Origin of the sequence: Leisingera sp., assembly GCF_034669605.1 — a bacterium.
In the GTDB taxonomy this organism is placed as follows: Bacteria; Pseudomonadota; Alphaproteobacteria; order Rhodobacterales; family Rhodobacteraceae; genus Leisingera.
Window position 1 is genome coordinate 1 of record NZ_JAXMOX010000086.1, and the last position, 17471, is coordinate 17471.

At 58.0% G+C, this 17471-nt stretch carries 15 protein-coding genes and 3 pseudogenes; 5 read left to right on the forward strand and 13 right to left on the reverse strand.

Annotation, left to right across the window (positions count from 1 at the left end; translation table 11 throughout):
• Positions 1 to 617: pseudogene (locus tag VOI29_RS12310) on the forward strand (IS256 family transposase); the annotation flags it as partial.
• A gap of 22 nt (positions 618 to 639) precedes the next feature.
• Here the strand turns inward: VOI29_RS12310 and VOI29_RS12315 are convergent.
• Positions 640 to 1932, reverse strand: coding sequence for an IS110 family transposase (locus VOI29_RS12315; protein ID WP_323779154.1), 1293 nt, complete (start codon positions 1930 to 1932; stop codon positions 640 to 642).
• A gap of 256 nt (positions 1933 to 2188) precedes the next feature.
• On the opposite strand from VOI29_RS12315, the pseudogene VOI29_RS12320 reads away from it, so the two are divergent.
• Positions 2189 to 2401, forward strand: a pseudogene (locus VOI29_RS12320) (transposase); the annotation flags it as partial.
• 408 nt (positions 2402 to 2809) lie between these two features.
• Here the strand turns inward: VOI29_RS12320 and tnpB are convergent.
• Together tnpB and tnpA are read right to left on the reverse strand one after the other, a co-directional pair.
• Positions 2810 to 3118 (reverse strand): IS66 family insertion sequence element accessory protein TnpB, encoded by a 309-nt coding sequence (gene tnpB, locus VOI29_RS12325; RefSeq protein WP_323779130.1) that lies wholly within the window; start codon positions 3116 to 3118, stop codon positions 2810 to 2812.
• A complete protein-coding gene (tnpA, locus tag VOI29_RS12330) occupies positions 3115 to 3522 on the reverse strand; it encodes an IS66-like element accessory protein TnpA (protein ID WP_259987981.1) in 408 nt (135 codons plus the stop codon). The genes tnpB and tnpA overlap by 4 nt, the downstream gene beginning before the upstream one ends.
• Before the next feature lie 161 nt (positions 3523 to 3683).
• Here tnpA and VOI29_RS12335 point away from each other — a divergent pair.
• Positions 3684 to 4268: pseudogene (locus tag VOI29_RS12335) on the forward strand (IS1634 family transposase); the annotation flags it as partial.
• Positions 4269 to 4319: 51 nt separating this feature from the next.
• Here VOI29_RS12335 and VOI29_RS12340 read toward each other — a convergent pair.
• The 8 genes from VOI29_RS12340 to VOI29_RS12375 all read right to left on the reverse strand — a co-directional run bounded on the left by VOI29_RS12340 (position 4320) and on the right by VOI29_RS12375 (position 12373).
• Complete coding sequence (locus VOI29_RS12340) at positions 4320 to 4463, reverse strand: hypothetical protein (protein WP_323779133.1); 144 nt, start codon at positions 4461 to 4463, stop codon at positions 4320 to 4322.
• A 249-nt stretch (positions 4464 to 4712) separates the two neighbouring features.
• Entirely contained in the window at positions 4713 to 5543 is an 831-nt protein-coding gene (fghA, locus tag VOI29_RS12345; RefSeq protein ID WP_323779135.1) for an S-formylglutathione hydrolase, read from the reverse strand.
• A gap of 3 nt (positions 5544 to 5546) precedes the next feature.
• Positions 5547 to 6659, reverse strand: a complete 1113-nt coding sequence (locus VOI29_RS12350) for an S-(hydroxymethyl)glutathione dehydrogenase/class III alcohol dehydrogenase (protein WP_323779155.1) — start codon at positions 6657 to 6659, stop codon at positions 5547 to 5549.
• Positions 6660 to 6819: 160 nt separating this feature from the next.
• Positions 6820 to 7584: a DUF5020 family protein gene (locus VOI29_RS12355; RefSeq protein ID WP_323779137.1), complete on the reverse strand. Its 765-nt coding sequence runs from the start codon at positions 7582 to 7584 to the stop codon at positions 6820 to 6822.
• A 143-nt stretch (positions 7585 to 7727) separates the two neighbouring features.
• A complete protein-coding gene (locus VOI29_RS12360; protein WP_323779139.1) occupies positions 7728 to 8804 on the reverse strand; it encodes a BMP family ABC transporter substrate-binding protein in 1077 nt (358 codons plus the stop codon).
• Between the two features lie 31 nt (positions 8805 to 8835).
• The gene (locus VOI29_RS12365; RefSeq protein ID WP_323779140.1) at positions 8836 to 9756 is read right to left on the reverse strand and encodes an ABC transporter permease; all 921 of its coding nucleotides are present in this window, start codon (positions 9754 to 9756) and stop codon (positions 8836 to 8838) included.
• Entirely contained in the window at positions 9756 to 10835 is a 1080-nt protein-coding gene (locus VOI29_RS12370) for an ABC transporter permease (RefSeq protein ID WP_323779142.1), read from the reverse strand. The genes VOI29_RS12365 and VOI29_RS12370 overlap by 1 nt, the downstream gene beginning before the upstream one ends.
• A complete protein-coding gene (locus tag VOI29_RS12375) occupies positions 10832 to 12373 on the reverse strand; it encodes an ABC transporter ATP-binding protein (RefSeq protein WP_323779144.1) in 1542 nt (513 codons plus the stop codon). The genes VOI29_RS12370 and VOI29_RS12375 overlap by 4 nt, the downstream gene beginning before the upstream one ends.
• Positions 12374 to 12834: 461 nt before the next feature.
• Between VOI29_RS12375 and VOI29_RS12380 the strand changes: the two genes are divergently transcribed.
• A complete protein-coding gene (locus VOI29_RS12380; RefSeq protein ID WP_323779146.1) occupies positions 12835 to 13779 on the forward strand; it encodes a LysR family transcriptional regulator in 945 nt (314 codons plus the stop codon).
• 362 nt (positions 13780 to 14141) lie between these two features.
• On the forward strand, positions 14142 to 15125 hold the full coding sequence (locus VOI29_RS12385) for an IS4 family transposase (protein WP_323779148.1): 984 nt from the start codon (positions 14142 to 14144) through the stop codon (positions 15123 to 15125).
• Between the two features lie 37 nt (positions 15126 to 15162).
• Here VOI29_RS12385 and istB read toward each other — a convergent pair whose 3' ends face one another.
• Together istB and istA are read right to left on the reverse strand one after the other, a co-directional pair.
• The gene (gene istB, locus VOI29_RS12390; protein WP_323779150.1) at positions 15163 to 16005 is read right to left on the reverse strand and encodes an IS21-like element helper ATPase IstB; all 843 of its coding nucleotides are present in this window, start codon (positions 16003 to 16005) and stop codon (positions 15163 to 15165) included.
• Positions 16002 to 17234: an IS21 family transposase gene (gene istA, locus VOI29_RS12395; protein ID WP_323779152.1), complete on the reverse strand. Its 1233-nt coding sequence runs from the start codon at positions 17232 to 17234 to the stop codon at positions 16002 to 16004. Before istA ends, istB begins: the two co-directional genes overlap by 4 nt.
• Positions 17235 to 17471 lie beyond the last annotated feature (237 nt).

Consider the following 17471-nt stretch of genomic DNA (forward strand, 5'->3'; position numbering starts at 1 on the left):
GCCTGATCTCGGCCATTACCGACACCGTGATGCAGGAGGTGACGGCCTGGCAGAACCGCCCGCTTGAGCCCTGCTATCCGGTGGTGTTCATGGATGCGATCCGGGTCAACATCCGCAGCGACGGCGCGGTCTCGAACAAGGCGGTCTTCGTGGCCCTGGCGATCCTGCCGGACGGCACACGGGACGTTTTGGGCTTGTGGTTCCAGGCCAATGAGGGGGCCAAATTCTGGGCCAAGGTGCTGAGCGATCTGCGCAACCGCGGCGTTCAAGACATCCTGATCGCCGTCGTGGACGGCCTCAAGGGCTTCCCCCAGGCCATCGAAGCGACCTTCCCCCGAACCCAGGTCCAGACCTGTATTGTCCATCTGCTGCGCCATTCCATGAGCTTTGCCAGCTACAAGGACCGCAAGGCCGTCGCAGCGGCTCTGAAGGCGGTCTATACGGCCGTTGATGCCGCGGCGGCCGAAGCCGCGCTAACCGAATTTGAAGCGAGCGATCTGTCAAAGCGCTACCCGGCCATAGCGCCGAGCTGGCGGCGGGCCTGGAACGAAGTCATTCCGTTCCTTGATTATCCGCCCGAGGTGCGCCGGCTGATTTACACGACGGATGAGATCGACAAGACTTTTCTGCCGGAATCCTCTATTCTTCGGCAGTGCGGTTGACCTCGGGGCGAAGCGTGGCGCGCCGGCTGGAAGCGTCACCGGGCAGCCTATTCAGTCCCTGCCGGTTTGAGGCGGCCGCACACCCGCCCTGTTTTGGAGGGTGCGGCCGCCAGGCCGCCACGAAGTGCTCGTAGCTTTTCTCCGCTTGCTCAGCGATCTTGGCTTCCTGGTGGCGCAAATCCTTCACATTGTAGGCATAGCTTGCACCACGCCGATTGCCCTTTTTCTGCGGCTGCCCGGCCGCCAGTTCCATGGCGCGGCGCTTGTGGGCCACCAGGCTGGGCCGGGCCCAGCGATAATCCTCGCCTTTCGTCAGCATGTGCCAGCAAAGGGCCGCAAGCTTGCGCGCCACCGCGACGGCGGCGATCTGATGTCCGCGCCGCGCGCGGATGCGGATGAAGAAGGCGCGCAACGGTCCCGGCGCTTTCGCCGCGGCCCAGGCCGCCTCGACCAGCATGGCGCGGGCATGGCTGCGGCCGGCCTTGCTGATCCGGCCATGGTGGGCGGGTCCCAGACCGGATTGGCGGACGCGCGGGTTCAACCCGAAATAACTCACCAGTTTCTGCGGCGACTTGAACCGCTCGATGCTGCCGATCGCGGCCATCAGCCCCGCGGCAACCGTCAGATTGACCCCGGTGATCGTCAGGAGGCGCTGAATTTCTTTGTCATCCAAAGAATCCTGGGCGATGCCGCGGTCGAGTTGGGCAAGGTCCTCTCCGAGCCGGTCGAGCTCGCGGATATGGCGCGCAATCGCGGCCCGTTCGTCCTCCGGCACCGGCTGGCGGGCCAGCCAGTCGCGGCCGCGCTTGTTGAAGAGATCGGCATGCGGGCACTTCGGGATCAGATGCGCATGCAGGATGGCATGCACCTCGTTCTTGATCCGGGTCCGGTGCCGGACAACCTGATAGCGGCGCGCAACCAGCCTGCGCATCCGCTCCGTCGCCGCATCCGGGGTCCAGATTTCCGGCAGGTAGCCGGCCGCATGCAGGCTGGCCAGCGTCCCGGCGTCGACCTTGTCGGTCTTCACATGGGCATGGGCGATCGCCTTGACCTGAAGCGGATTGGCAATCACCACCCGCTTCACATAGGGCGAAAGGATCCGGGACACCGCCATGCAGTTTCCGGTCGCCTCAATCACCACCTCGTCCGTCTTCTTGAGTTGCCTGCCGAACCCCTCCAGGGCCGTGCGGGTCATCTCGACCCGGCCTTCGTGCCGGGTCAGGCCATTCTCCCAGATCACCGCCTCCCCGAAGGTGCGGTGGATATCGATGCCGATCACGCGTCGCATGCGCGCCTCCCTTGCCAGTGACAAAAAGCGGGAGCGGCGGGCGACACGACAACTACGGATTCGCGCTCTCGGCGCAACCGGGCGAGTCGCAGAGGCGGCCAGCTACTAACACGAGCTCGCAGCTCATCGAATACATCGGCCTGCCCGCACCTTCGTGCTCCCGGTGCCTCTGTCCCGGATGCTCGCAGCATACACCCTGATCCAAGAATCGGGGCCGAACATCGGCACCGGGATCTGCATACCGGTTACAAATGCCATTGAAGCGCTGAACTCGAAAATCCGCCGCGCGGTCCGAACCCGCGGCCATTTCCCCAGCGATGAGGCGGCGGCCAAGTTGATCTATCTGGCGCTGAATGCTACCTCAGCGGAGTGGAAGCGGTCAGTGCGCGAATGGCATGCGGTGAAAAGCCAGCTCGCCATCATGTTCGAGGAACGCTTCCCATTGGCGTAAGAAAAGGCGCCAGGGCACAAAATTCCGTACAGTCTCGACCCCTGACGATGAAATCGCTCGCGTTCTCACGAAAGAGGGGCACCGTTCTGCAAACTGTGTCGCCAAGGTTCTTCCCGTCACCGTGCAGCGTATCCGGCTAGCCGAAGGGATCAAGATGCCTCCCTCGCGCAGGCGGTGGGATCACGATCCCGGCTTCCTGAGCACAACTGCTCTTGCTGCAAAGCTAGGAATCCCGGTTAACTGGCTCTATGTCCAGATAAAGAAAAAGCGCCTGCTCATCGACCCGCAACCATCCGGTGCATATCTATTTCCCGACACATCAGTCGTGTTGGACGGCGTGCGGAACCTTCGAAATCATAACATTAACCAACTGGATTTGAGAATCTGTCAGAATGACGAAAGGGGGTATCAACATGGGTGATCGAGAAGGTAGCCCAGTTGTGCCGCAGAGATCTGCACCGCCTCGCCGGACCGGCTCACCGGCCAGATGAACTTGCCCGCCTCCAGGCGCTTCAGATACAGCGACATACCCACGCCATCATGCCACAGGATCTTGACCAGATCGCCCTTGCGGCCCCGGAAGCAAAAGAGCTCGCCCGCATGGGGATCGCGGCCGAGCCCTTCTTGCACCTGCAGCGCCAGGGTGTTCATGCCCCGCCTCATGTCGGTGACGCCGCCTGCAATCCACACCTTCACGCCTGCCGGAAACGCGATCACTGCCGATCCACCACTGCCAGAATCCGGGTAAGTGCTTCGGGCTCCACGCCCATCGGCACGATGAGCCGGCGCCCGTTCGGCAGGGCTATCTCAACCTGACAGTCCGGAGGCGGACAGGGTTCAACCGGATTTGCCTGCGACGCGGAAGTTCCCTTTGCCACGGTCACCGGCGCGAACGGCACCGGGCGAGAAGACCCAAGCTCACCGTTTCGATACTGCCGCCGCCAGGTGGTCAGCAGCGACCGGCTAATGCCATGCCGCCGCGCTGTGGCTGCCGCTTGTCGGTGACCGATAAAGCTCTCCTCAACGATGCGCAGTTTATCATCATCTGACCAATACCGGCGGCGATCACCATCGGCAGCGGAAAGAACTTCGATTTGAGGGCGGTTATTGAAGTCGGACATAAGGCCGGACTTACCATCGGATCGATCCCGAGATCAGACGGCCGCCGCCGGAGCCTTACAAAAAACGGAGGTGCCGATCACCATCGCGGCTGATCGCCGAACCCGCGAGGTGGGGAAATTTGCGCCAGCACTTCCGGGGAAATTCAATCCAGCATTTACACGAACGGCTGGTCGGCAAGCTCGACGGGCAGGATTCCGGACAGACGGCCCGCGGGCGCCGCGCTTCCGATCGCGGGGCCTACAGCCGATTCACCCGTGCCGTCGCCGAGGCCGAGCTGACCCGCTTCATTAAGCCCGACCTGCAGGCCGACCTGTTCAGCTGGACGCTCGATGAGGAGGCCATCGCCCGCGCCGAGCTCTTCGACGGCAAGCTGGCGCTGCTGACCAACGCTGCCGACCTTGGCCCTGCCGAGGCCGTCGCCCGCTACAAGTCGCTTGCCGATATCGAGCGCGGGTTCAGAGTGCTGAAATCCGACATCGAGATCGCCCCGGTCCATCACCGCCTGCCGGACCGCATCCGCGCCCATGCGCTGATCTGCTTCCTGGCGCTGGTCCTCTACCGCGTCATGCGGATGCGGCTGAAGGCGAAGGGCCATTCCGCAAGCCCGCGCACCGCGCTTGACTTGCTCGCGCGCATCCAGAAGCACACCGCCCATGCCGGAAAACGCACCCTGCAGGGCATCAGCAGAACAACACCGGAGCAACTCGACCTCTTCGAAGCCATGGACCTTCCCAAGCCCGCCTGACGGGCGCTGTTGTCACATTTTTGGCCTTTCGGCCTTAACAATATCAATTGCTTACGCGTTTGACTGATGAACTTGGGGGGACCGCACCTTGCCAACCTTCCAGCCCACCTGTTTCCAGTCGATCAAGACGTTGATCTTGCGCAGTACGTTGTCCTCGGGCACCCGCTCCCCGATCACCTGCATGAAGAAATCCATCACCTACCTCCGATCGCGTCTCAAAGAGAGGGAATCACGTTTTCAAACCGACCGGAAGCACATTTCGCAACAGTCTTTCTTGGGTGGCTCAGCTGCTGGGCCAACATAGAGCTGCAAAAGGGCACGACCCAAGAACTGCCCGCGTCCATGATCTACGCCGGATGACTACTCTCTCCATTGTAAAAAGATCCGAAGGAGGCAAACAGGCTTCTGCATTCGATGATAGTTGCAACCGATTTTCAAAGCCAATCAATCCGATTGAAGCCGATCGGCGTGCCAATTGACGTGGTCTTCCGAGAATGTGGACACGAAGTAGTAACTATGATTGTAGCCGCTGCGCATGCGGTATGACAACGGCACTGAATAATATTCCGCTGCTTCCACAAGCTCTTGCGGACGCAACAGATCGAGAAATTGATCATCCTCACCCTGGTCAACGAGGATGTCCCGTTCCCAGCCTTTGCTACGAAGCAAAAAGCTGGCGTCGTGTTCCAGCCACAAGGCTTCATCTGTGCCGAGATATGCAGCCAGTTGCTTGCGGCCCCAATTCGAGTTGGCTGGGTTAGCAATAGGCGCAAAGGCGGAAACTGAGCGGTACTGTCTCGGGTTAAGAATGGCCAAGGTCAACGCCCCATGCCCGCCCATCGAATGGCCGGTGATCCCCTGCATCTCGGTCACAGGAAACGCACCGCACACCAGAGCATAAAGTTCCCGGGCGACATAGTCATACATGCGGAAATGCGGCGCCCAAGGTTCTTCGGTCGCATTCACATAAAAGCCTGCGCCTTGACCCAGATCGTAGGCCTTGTCATTGGCCACTCCTTCACCGCGCGGCGAGGTATCCGGAAAGACCAGCGCAAGGCCGCGTTCGGCTGCAAACTGCTGTAGTCCGGCCTTAGACATGGCGTTTTCATGGGTGCAGGTCAGGCCTGAAAGGTACCACAGTACCGGAACCGAAGTGGTTTCCGCCTGTGGAGGCAAGTAAATACCAAAAGTCATGTCGCAGCCACAGGCATCCGAAGGATGCCTGTAAACTGCATTTTTGCCGCCGAAACATGCGGTGCTTTCAATTAGCTCCATGGGTCAAAATTCAACGACTGCGCGGATGCTTTCACCCTTGTGCATCAGCTCGAAGCCTTCGTTGATCTGGTCCAAGGTCAGCTTGTGGGTGATCATCGGATCGATCTCGATCTTGCCGTCCATGTACCAGTCGACGATCTTGGGCACGTCGGTGCGGCCGGCTGCGCCGCCGAAGGCGGTGCCGCGCCAGCTGCGGCCAGTGACTAGCTGGAAAGGACGGGTGGAGATCTCGGCCCCCGCGGGCGCAACACCGATGATGATCGACTCGCCCCAGCCCTTGTGGGCACATTCCAGCGCGGTACGCATCACGTTGACGTTGCCGGTTGCGTCAAAGGTATAGTCCGCGCCGCCGCCAGTTACCTCGACCAGATGCGCCACCAGATCGCCTTCGACCTCGGCCGGGTTCACGAAATGGGTCATGCCGAATTTCTCAGCCATCTCTACTTTGCCCGGGTTCAGGTCGACACCGACGATCTGGTCGGCGCCGGCCATCCGCAGGCCCTGGATCACGTTGAGGCCGATACCGCCGAGGCCGAAGACTACCGCGCGGGAGCCGATTTCCACCTTGGCGGTGTTGATCACCGCGCCAATGCCGGTGGTGACGCCGCAGCCGATGTAGCAGACCTTGTCAAACGGCGCGTCCTCCCGGATCTTCGCCAGCGCGATCTCCGGCACCACGGTGTGGTTGGCGAAGGTCGAGCAGCCCATGTAGTGGTGGATCGGGGTGCCGTCCAGCATTGAGAAGCGGGTGGTGCCGTCGGGCAGCAGGCCCTGTCCTTGCGTCGGGCGGATCGCCTGGCACAGGTTGGTCTTGGGGTTGAGGCAGTATTCGCACTCGCGGCACTCGGGCGTGTAAAGCGGGATCACATGGTCGCCGGGCTTGAGGCTGGTGACGCCTTCGCCGACCTCAACCACAACGCCGGCGCCTTCATGGCCCAGGATTACCGGGAAGATGCCTTCGGGGTCATCGCCCGAGCGGGTGAATTCATCGGTGTGGCAAAGGCCGGTTGCCTTGATTTCCACCAGAACCTCGCCCGCCTTGGGGCCTTCGAGGTTCACCTCCATGATTTCCAGCGGTTTGCCTGGCGCCAGGGCTACGGCGGCGCGGGTCTTGATCATGTCTTTGGTCCTTATTTTAGAAAAGGGGCGCCCGATGCAAGTTAGCAAGAAATCATCGGGCGCCCAGGAGAGAGCAGAGGTATCGATCCATTTGTTAGGACTTGCGGGTACGGAAGACGCTTTCCGAGATAGTGTGCCTACAGCCCCGAGGTGATCCTCAAAACTTTAGAGCCACAAATGCTGAAACAGAGTTGTCATCGGCGCCGGTAACTCCGAACTTATTGTTAAAGTGAGTGTACTCAAGGCCGATCGAGGCACCGCCTTCCTGGCCAACGTCCCAGACCAGCTGTGGAGACGCTACGATTTGATCATCCACACCGGAACCTTGGTCGCCGATAAAGTCGGCGAATCCGCGAAAGCTCATATTTGCATTCCCAAGCTTGAACGGAGCGTTCCAGACAAATGAAGCCTGATAGGTCGTATCCAGATCGCGGTCAAAGGGATCCACGAGATTTTCATAGGCATAAAGCCCAAAGGTGAAAACGCTGAAACCGGGAACATTCAGATCAGCACGCACTCCAGGCGCCACGACCAGAAAGTCAGTGCCATGGTTCAGGCCCAAGTCCAGCCCAATGTCCTTGATGAACCCGTCTTGCGGCGAGCTAATGCCAAAATTCCCACCGTTCAAATGTGCCCAAATTTCGGCATAGTGGTCGGTTTCGCGCCCCGTGCCTTCGTGATCCTGAAACAAGTCAACAAAATAGAACAGATCACCCCAGTCAAACAGTGTGAATTGTTCAACAGTCAGCGTAGTCCGGCTGGAGGTATCAAGTCCGTTTGCACCCAGGTGGTAGCCGTCTCCATAGTGGAGTTGGATTTCTCCGGTTGAGAAAAGTATTTCGGATTTGGCTCCACCTGCGGCGGTCAGGCCAGCGACGCTGGCAATTGCAAAGCCGGAAAGGTTTTTGAGTCGGCAGTTCATGATTTTGTTTCCCCGAGGGCGGTTACGAAGGGCTTGTTAGAAGCCAGTTGAAGGCACAATTTTGATCGGCTCTTGAGGTTTGGCCTCAAGCAGGCGCTGCACACTGGGGCCCTGACGGGACCGGCAACTTCCGATCCTTTTGTTCAGTAGGGCAATTCGCTGTCTATTCCTTCGACCAGGAAGTTCATGCCCTTGATCATGCCTGCATCCAGTTGGTTGCCGGCAGCGACGACTTCATTGCCTGTGTTATCCACAATAGGACCTGAGAACGGCTTGAATTCGCCGCTACGAATAGCTTCCTGCTTTGCGAAAATAGCTGCTCTCTGGTCTTCGCTGAGATCGTCAGACAGACCTGCGACTTCGACTGCTCCTTCGGCAACGCCAGCGAAAATGTCCACACCTTCGAAGGACCCGTTGAGCACTTTGTTCACTTGGTCGATGTAGATTGCGCTGAAGTTCACCTGACCGGCACACAAGTGTTTGGAGGGCGCAAATTCGGAATTGTCGCTCAGAGTGGTCGTCACGTAAACGCCCAGCTCTTCAGCGGCGGCCACAGCTGCTGGCGTACCTGGGAAGAGAGAGAACAGAACATCGGCCCCCTGGGCCACAAGCGATTCCGCGGATGCCCGGTTGCGGGCCGGGTCGAACCAGGAGTTCAGCCAGACCACCTTAGCATCTTTGATCTCAGGGTTGGCATTCTTCGCACCCAGAACATAGGCATTCATAATGCCCAGAACTTCCGGAAGTGGAAACGCTGCGACTATTCCAAGCTGCCCGTTCTTGGTTGCATAGCCAGCGGCCATTCCGCAGAGATATGCGGCCTCATAGTGTTTGGGCGAATACGTAGCAAAGTTTGCTTCATTCAAGTATCCGCCTGCATGCAGCACCGCAAGATCCGGTCTGCGTTTAGCCAACGCGAGACCGTCATTCATATGACCGAAGGAGCCAAGAAAAAGAACGTCAGCACCCTGCGCTACAATTCTATTCATAACGCGAGTAGAGTCTGGGCCTTCGCCAACGGAATCGACCGCGGTCACTATAATTTTGTCACCGAAATGCTCCTGCATTTCGCGGCGTCCGCGGTCAAGTTCATAGTCCCACCCCACCTCACCAATCGGGTTGGGAACGATGAAACCAATATTCAACGGAGCCTCCGCGAAAGCCGGGGCAGCCAGCCCGAGAACTGTGGCAAATGTCATTACTGCCTTGAACTTTGTCATGTGTTTTCTCCCTGTTTTGTTCGTTTCTCGATTAATGTGCTGGGCGATAGTTTTCCCCGAGCGCAACCGGGGCATTGAGCTTAATCCTCAGGGCATCCCGAGACACCAATGCCAAAACCAAGATGGTCATCAGGTAAGGCATCGAGGTCATGACCTGCGACGGAATGCCGATGTCTAGCGACTGCACAGCGAGGTCGGCCAGCAACAGTGCTCCAAAGATATAGGCGCCAATCACTACCCGCAGGACCCGCCAAGTGCCGAATACGACAAGCGCCAGCGCAATCCATCCGCGCCCGACGATCATCCCCTGAGACCAAACCGGCGTCAGAACGGTGGCGGCATAGGCACCGGCCAGCCCTGCCATGAAACCGCCGAACAAAATCGCGAGGAAGCGGGTGCGCAGCACGCGGAATCCCAAGTTGTGGGCGATATGGGGATCCTCGCCAATCACTCGCAGTACCAGACCGTTCCGAGACTTCTGCATGAACCAGATCAGCCCGGCGCTTGCGGCGATAGTCAGGTATACGACAAGGTCTTGCTGAAACAGGATTGGACCAACAAGCGGAATATTGGACAGAACCGGCACGGTAATTTTGGCAGGCGCAGTAAGCGTAAAGCTTTCATATGAGCGGCCTAGAAGCGCCGACATGCCAAGCCCTAGAATGCCGACTGCAAGGCCTGAGGCTACCTGGTTGGCAGAAAACACCAGAACCAGCACGGCAAATATCAGCGACAGCAGCATCGCTGCAAGTGCCCCGCCGACAAAGCCGAGAAGATGGGACCCGCTAGTATATGTGATTACGAAAGCGATGACAGCGGCCACTGCCATCATTCCTTCGACGCTCAAATTGATGACGCCGGATTTCTCCACTACCAGTTCTCCTAGCGCAGCCAGCAGCAGAGGAGTGGCAGTGGCAAAGGCGCCAGCGAGGACAAAAACAAGAGTATCCATCAGACAGTTCCTCCACGCACGCGGCGGAATTTAAAGTTCACAAGAGTGTAGGAAGCGAGGTAGAAGATCAGGATGAAACCCTGGAACACCACCGGGGCCGATGCAGGTATGCCTGCGAGCACGGCACCATCAGCGCCAACGAAGATCACAGCCATAAAGAAGCCGGCCAGAACGATGCCAATTGGGTTCAGCCCCCCAAGAAATGCAACGATTATTGCCGCGAACCCATAGCCAGGGGACAAAATTGGCTGCAGTTTTCCAATGGGGCCGGATATTTCTCCAACGCCGGCAATGCCTGCGGCCACTCCACCTGCCAATAGAGAGATCCAGATCGCGCGGTTGGCTGAGAAGCCTGCATAGCGTGCTGCATTGGGGGCAAGGCCACCCACCAGGAGGCGAAATCCTGCAAAGCTCCGGGCTACAAAGACCCAAGCCAGAACAGAGATCAGGAGCACAAGCCAAATCGACATATTTGCGCGCAGTAAGCTGTCTTCAACTAGCGGCGGGAACATGGCGGCTTCAGGGAACGGCACTGATTGCGGAAAACTGAAGCCTCTTGGATCCTTAAGCGGGCCGTTGATCAGATATAACAAGATCTGAAAGGCGATCTGGTTCAGCATTAGCGTAACAATGATTTCGCTGGCGTTGAAGCGGGTGCGCAGCAGTGCTGCAATCGAGGCCCAGGCCGCACCTGCTAGACCGCCGACTAAGATCATCACAGGCAACATCAGTGCCGATTGGCTTTGCGGCCAGGTAATTGGGATCAGAGCGGCAAAAATTGCACCAATGGTCAGTTGACCTTCGGCTCCAATATTCCACACCTTGGCCCGGAAACCGATGGCAAGCCCTTGCGCGATCAGGATCAGCGGCCCTGCCTTGATCAGCACTTCGCTCAGGTTGTAGCTGTCCAGAAACGGCTCCACAAAGAAGGAGTAGAGGACAAGACTTGGCGAGTGGTTCAATGCGGTGAATAGTACGATGGCGCAAAGCACCGATAGCGCAATAGTGATCGCCGGCACCATCATTAATGCCTGTGTTGATGGGGCTGTGCGTGGTACAATTTCTAGACGCAGGTTCATTCCGCAGCCTCCTGGACAGTACCGAATTGGCCAATCATCATCTGCCCAATCTGTTCGGCATTTGTGTTGCGAGTGCGCACAGAGGGGGACATGCGCCCGTCGTACATCACCACCATCCGGTCTGAGATTTCAAAAAGCTCTTCAAGTTCTTCGGAGATCACCAAGATCGCTGCACCAGTTTCGCGCAGGTCGACAAGTTTTTGCCGGACCATCGCAGCGGCGCCCACGTCAATTCCCCAGGTGGGCTGCGAGACCACTAAAACCTTGGGTTCCAGCTGCATCTCCCGTCCGACGATATATTTCTGAAGGTTCCCACCAGAGAGGCTGGAGGCAAGCGCGTGCTTTCCTTGTGCGCGCACATCCATTTCCTCGATACAGCGCTCTGTGAACCTATCGCGCTCCGTACGGCGGATCAGACCGTGCTTAACTAGGCCGCGCCGGTGGGCTGTCAGCAGGCCGTTGTCGCTGAGGCTCATTGGAGGAGCTGCACCTCTGCCCAAGCGTTCCTCTGGAACGAAACTGAGCCCTATTTTGCGCCTGTGCTCAGGGTTCAAGTGCCCTGCTGGATTACCCAGAAGCTGAATTCTTCCCGCCTGCCCGGCTGGCAGCACGTCCTCACCCGACAACAGCCGGGATAAGGCCGACTGCCCGTTGCCTGACACTCCCGCCACGCCCATGATCTCGCCTGAGCGGACTTCCAGCTCAATATTCTTCAGGCTGATTGCATGCGGATCGGGATCGGAATAGCTCAGATCATGCACTGCCAACCGGACTTCGCCTTCCCCGTCAGCCTCCGCGTGGGTTGCGTGCGGGATATCCCGGCCGATCATCAACTTCGCCAGATGCTTGGAAGTCGACGAGGCTGGATCTGCTGTGCCGGTAACTTGTCCATGCCGCAGGATCGTGGCCGAATGACATAGCGCCCGGATTTCATCAAGCTTGTGGCTGATATAGAGGATTGCAATCCCCTTTTCCGAAAGCTGCCGCAGTGTACCGAACAGCTGTTTCACATTGGGCGGCGGCAGCACGCTGGTGGGCTCGTCCAGAATAAGCAGATCGGGCTCCTGCAGCAGGCACCGAATGATTTCGACCCGCTGGCGCTCGCCTACCGACAATCCGTGCACCAAAGCCATCGGATCGACCGGCAGCCCGAACTCCTCGCTTTTTGCGCGTATGCGCTCAGCTAGAAGTGAGAGCGGTTCAAGGACAGTAAGGGAAATGTTTTCAACAACGCTTACCGTCTCAAAAAGCGAGAAGTGCTGGAAAACCATGCCGATGCCCATAGAGCGGGCCTGGCCCGGGCTGTCCATTTGCACCTCTTGACCTTTCCAGAGGATGCATCCTTCGTCGGGCTTATGCACACCAAAAATGGTTTTCATAAGCGTGGACTTACCAGCCCCGTTTTCACCAAGAATTGCGTGGATTTCGCCAGGCTGAAGCGTCAGGTCAATACCTTGATTGGCGATAAACGAACCATAGCGTTTGGTGATGCCTCGCAATTGCAAGAGCGGGGAAGATATTTCAGAGAGATGGGTCACAATTACGGTATACTTCCTGTCATGTTGGGATGGGCCGCAAGGCATAGAAGAAGCACATCCTGAGTTGTGCTTTTAGTTTTAGAGCACGTCAAAACCCCTACGGCCAGAATTGCCTAGAAGCAGTTCGGAGGTAATCATCGGAAGCCAGAAAAAGTCAGTTTGTAACGTGTTAAGGGTTTAGAAGTGCTTTCCCAATATTCACGCCTTTCACCTTGGCGTTCTCGCCCCAAGGCTTTCGCTACTGGTCTTCTCTGCTGCTCCAGACCATGTCTTTAGTCTGGCTTTGCTGGTGAACAAAACTAGCCCCAGCCTACAATCGAGACATCATACTGATAGCTCCCAACTTTCCTGTTCGCGATATATTGGGTAATTGATAAAAGCCGGATATATGTTAAGGTAGCCGAACAATTTAAACCTACTGTTCAAAATTTTGAACACCCAAAGCGAGGAGGAGACGAGCCATGCACGAAAACGTGGAACTCAAAGATATCAGCGGGTTCATTCAGATTGCTCGAGCGGGCAGCCTCACGCGGGCGGCCCGCGAAACAAATATTCCTAAGGCGACTCTGAGTCATAGTCTCCGCCGCCTTGAAGATACATTGGAAGTTGAACTATTCACACGATCTGTTCGAGGGCTAACACTCACAGATGCGGGGAAAGCCTATTTAGATAACTGCAAACGCATTTTTCATAGCTGTGAGGTCGCGGCAAGTGCCGCTCAACGTGCTCATAGCTCAGTTTCCGGAAGGATTCGAATTGCAGCGAGCAATGAATTTGGCACCTCTATACTAGGGGCAGCAACACTATTTCTAGCTCAAGAGCATCCTGGACTAGACTTTGAAGTTCGAATGTATCCCAGTGATATTTTACTCACAGATTATCCAGATTTCGACTGTCTAATTAGCGTCGGAACCGCACCGGATTCTAGTTATCTTTGTCGAAAAATGGGTACCGTATCTTATGGAATCTACGGTAGCCAAGAGTTAGTTGAGAGTTTTGGGATGCCTTCAAAGATCGAAGATGTGAAGAAAATGCCAGGCGTGGAGTATTCGAGAAGTGGGTTGCCTGAGGAATGGTCGTTGCAAGGCTGCAACTGCGAACAATCTGCAAAATATACAAAGCGATTTAGTGTACATGACTACTGGATGGCCAAATACTATGCCGTTTCTGGAGTGGCTTTAGCCTATCTACCCAATTTTTTTGTCCACTATGAAGTCGACCAAGGATCCTTGGTCCATATATTACCTGAATTATGCTCATCTGAGATTTCCGTTTGGGTCATCTACCCAATGTCGCGTCATAAGAATCCACGTGTAAAACTTATGGTCGACACACTGTGTTCAAAATTTGAAGAATTTATTCTGCATCCAGGCTATTCTCTGGTCCCGCAGGTGCGTTTAAAGTAAATCCATTGGACACCTTCTGTCATTTAGTCATCTATTGGGACTTTGTTGCACAAATCGGTTTGTGAGCGCACTTCCCCTTTCCCCGGACGGACTTATCCTACGGGCTCTGTGACAGGTATGCCAAGAGATGCCGCAATGGGGCTCGGCCCGAGTCGTCACCGTTTCGGCTTGTTGAGCGAGTGAAGGCAGTATGACGTTGCCCCTGACATGTGGAGCGTGCTTGCGGGGGCCTGCCCTGTGGCGAGCCCCGACCCGTTGCACCGGAGTTCGCACACTACACGACACAGGGCAGATTTTAGGGCTGGTATCGATCGACGAGATAGATTCTGAACACGGACTCTTTCCCTGCAAGGAGTTCATCCATGACCGGTTTCGCTCTCGCCGATCTGCAGAAGGTGTTAACCCCGCATGTGCCGCTGGGCAAGTCACGCGTTGAAACGCTCTGCCTGCTCGTTCTGGGTATGATCAGCGCCCGTACCGTCAACCTGACCCATATTGCGGCAGAGCGCCCTGCTCGCGCAAAGGTTGCGTCAACCTACCGGCGCCTGCAGCGCTTCTTCCAACAGGTGATCCTGCCCGAGGATTGGAGCGTGGGCATCGTGATGGCGCTGATCGGCAATCCAGATCGCTGGTATCTGTGCCTGGATCGCACTAACTGGAAAATCGGCAAGTCCGACGTCAACGTCCTCGTGCTGGCCGTGGTCACCGAGCGCTATCGCGTCCCCCTCATTTGGACCTTTCTGGATCACTCGGGCAACAGCACGACACAGCAGCGCATCGCCCTGATGCAACGCTATTTGAAGCGTTTCAACGCATCGACAGTGCGCATGCTCTTGGCAGACCGGGAATTCATCGGGCAGGCATGGTTCAATTATCTCAAGGAAAAGAACATTCCATTCGCGATCCGCGTGAAGGAAGACCAGCTCATTGTCGTTGAGGGGCGCGAGTACGCGCTGCAGTCTTACCTGTCGCGCTGCAAGGGAGAACGCGGCTTTACGGCGACCCTGCCCGCCAAGGCTGGTCAACCAGCCCTTGAGCTGCACTTTGGCGCACGGCGCATCAAAGGGGGCGAGTTGCTGATCGTAGCTTGTTCCGAGCCGCTTCGCGGATCGCGCATCCTGCGATATTATCGCTGGCGCTGGTTCATCGAATGCATGTTCGCCGACAGTAAAACAAAGGGGCTGAACCTCGAGGACACGAGGATGAAACTCTCCAAAAGGTTGAGCCTTCTGATCGCTATCTTCGCAATCGCCCTCGCCATGGCCTGTCACACAGCATCCAGGCTCATGGGGTCAAAATACCCTGTGTCAACGCCGTTTGAACTTTCCCCAAAAGTGCCGAAGTAAAATTCCCCACTTGCTCGGTCCCGGTGATCAGCCGGCGTCAGTGATCAGCGGCTCCATTTCTTGTTTTGGGAGGCCGTCCGCGGCGCTTCGGCGGCGGCGGGGGAGCAATTGGGGCGTTGGCACGGACATGCTCTGGTATGAGATCGGCATGGCTGCGCAGGCGGTAGCTGGCACCTTCGATCTGGATGACCACCGCGTGGTGCAGGAGCCTGTCGAGAAGCGCGGTGGCAACGACGGGATCGCCGAAGACCTCGCCCCATTCGGCGAAGCCGCGGTTTGAGGTGAGGATCATGGCGCCCTTTTCGTAGCGGGCGTTGACGAGCTGGAAGAACAGGTTGGCGCCGCCGGTGGTGATCGGCAGATAGCCGATCTCGTCGACGATCAGGAGAGACGCCCGGGCATAGAAACGGATCTTCTCGGCCAACCGGCCCTCCCGTTCAGCCTGGCTCAACGCTGCAATCAGATCGGCCAGGGTTGCGCGGTAGACGCTCTTGCCCGCCTTGACCGCGGCCACCCCGAGAGCCGTGGCCAAATGCGATTTTCCCGTGCCTGGCGGGCCGAGAAAGTGGACGACTTCGGCCCGGCGGATGAAGTCGAGCTGGGCCAGGGCCGCGATCCGCTCCCGGTCGAGCGATGGCTGGAAGGTGAAGTCGAAGCCCTCGAGGGTCTTGGCGGGCAAGAGTTTGGCAGTGCGCAGCGCCACGTCGATCCGGCGGGTCTCCCGCGTGGCGTATTCCTCGCTCAGCAGCGTGTCGATTGCCTCGATAGCAGTGACTTCGCCTTTTTCCAGCTGCTGCAGCGTGTGATCGAGAGCTTCGAGCGCGCGTGGCATCTTGAGGCCAACCAAGGCGCCGCGGATACGATCAAGCATATCACTCATGACCGGCTCCCCTCGGCCGCAAGCCGGCGCCCGACGGCATCATAGAAGTCCAAGGGGCGGCGCAGCCGCTGCGGCGACGGCGGCAGGGGCGGCCTTGGCGGCGGCGCCTTGCGGTGCGCAGGGTCAACGCGCCGCCGGGCCTTGCCTTCCAGGACCGGATGGCGGGCGATCAGCTGCCCTTCTTCGAAGATGCGCAGCTCGGTGGCATGATGCTGGACTTCGAGCGTCCGGCGGCGGGCGGTGTCGGGAACGGAGTAGTAGTTCCCGCCAACCGAGATCATCCCGTCCTTGCTCACCCGGCGTTCCACAGTCAGCACAGCGCTGTAGGGAACCGCCGGCAGCGGATTCAAGTGCGCAACCTCTCCGGCAAAAGCCTCGTCGACCACCTGCCGCGTTGTGGCGTGAACCCGGGGATTGGCCACCCCGGTCCTCCAGGCATCAAACTGGGCATTGAGATCATCCATGTTCCGGAACGTGCGGGCCAGGAAGAAGTCCTGGCGGATATAGCGGAATGGCCGTTCAACCTTGCCTTTGGTGCGGGCCCTGTAGGGCTGGCAGGCGCGCGGCACCGTGCCGTAATGATTCAGGAGTGCCACCAGAGCCGCGTTGTAGGTGACAACCCCGGCTTCATCCTCGCCGATCACGGCCGTTTTCATGCGGTCATAGAGGATTTCTTCAACGGCACCGCCCATGGCGGAGAATGCCGCGATGTGACAGCGCAGGACAGACTGCAGGTTCTGGCTGGCAACAAAGCGGCCCCAAAGCCAGCGGCTATGGCCAAGCACCATCGAGAAAAGCCAAACCTTGCGGACAACGCCGGGATCATCGGTGAACTCCACAGTGAACTCGGCAAAATCGACCTGGGCCTGTTTACCAGGCGGGGTTTCAAACCGGCGCTCAAATTGGGTTTGCCTGGCGGGGCGGACCTCGCGCAGGAAATCGGTCACCATGGTGTAGCCGCCCTCGTAGCCCAGTTCCCGGATCTCGCGCAGCAGGCGGGCGCCGCTCAGGTCCGGGAAGTCCTGAACGCGCTCTTGCAGGTAGCGCTCAAAGGGTTCGATGATGCGGTTCCGCGGTGCCCGCGGGCCGTAGACCGGCGCTTCGAGGCCGCGTTCCAAATGCTTGCGCACTGTCTTGCGGTCACAGCCAACTTTCCGCGCGATCGCGGAAATGCTGAGACCCTGCTTCTTCAGATCATGGATCAAAACGATCTCCCTCAGTCCCTTCACCTGCCTGCCCCTGTCACTCTCTGTTTGGAGCATCAGGCCTGTGTCCCGCGGCAGCGCCAATTCCGAATATTTGAGGTTCGGAATTGACCCTGCCGCTCACGGCTGGGGAAATGGGATGGTTGCCGTCCTCCCCAGACGGCATCGCGATGTGCCAAGATCGTGTTTCACGGTCACGATAAACAAGAGAGGACGGCAATTATGAAGGATACGATGATCGGAGTTGATCTGGCAAAGAAC

Excerpts from the sequence above, each read along its gene's own strand:
- fghA (WP_323779135.1), bottom strand. The coding sequence starts at position 5,543 with ATGGAGCTAATTGAAAGCACCGCATGTTTCGGCGGCAAAAATGCAGTT.
- VOI29_RS12340 (WP_323779133.1), bottom strand. The coding sequence starts at position 4,463 with ATGGATTTCTTCATGCAGGTGATCGGGGAGCGGGTGCCCGAGGACAAC.
- istB (WP_323779150.1), bottom strand. The coding sequence starts at position 16,005 with ATGAGTGATATGCTTGATCGTATCCGCGGCGCCTTGGTTGGCCTCAAG.
- VOI29_RS12370 (WP_323779142.1), bottom strand. The coding sequence starts at position 10,835 with ATGAACCTGCGTCTAGAAATTGTACCACGCACAGCCCCATCAACACAG.
- VOI29_RS12380 (WP_323779146.1), top strand. The coding sequence starts at position 12,835 with ATGCACGAAAACGTGGAACTCAAAGATATCAGCGGGTTCATTCAGATT.
- VOI29_RS12365 (WP_323779140.1), bottom strand. The coding sequence starts at position 9,756 with ATGGATACTCTTGTTTTTGTCCTCGCTGGCGCCTTTGCCACTGCCACT.
- VOI29_RS12360 (WP_323779139.1), bottom strand. The coding sequence starts at position 8,804 with ATGACAAAGTTCAAGGCAGTAATGACATTTGCCACAGTTCTCGGGCTG.
- VOI29_RS12355 (WP_323779137.1), bottom strand. The coding sequence starts at position 7,584 with ATGAACTGCCGACTCAAAAACCTTTCCGGCTTTGCAATTGCCAGCGTC.
- tnpA (WP_259987981.1), bottom strand. The coding sequence starts at position 3,522 with ATGTCCGACTTCAATAACCGCCCTCAAATCGAAGTTCTTTCCGCTGCC.
- VOI29_RS12385 (WP_323779148.1), top strand. The coding sequence starts at position 14,142 with ATGACCGGTTTCGCTCTCGCCGATCTGCAGAAGGTGTTAACCCCGCAT.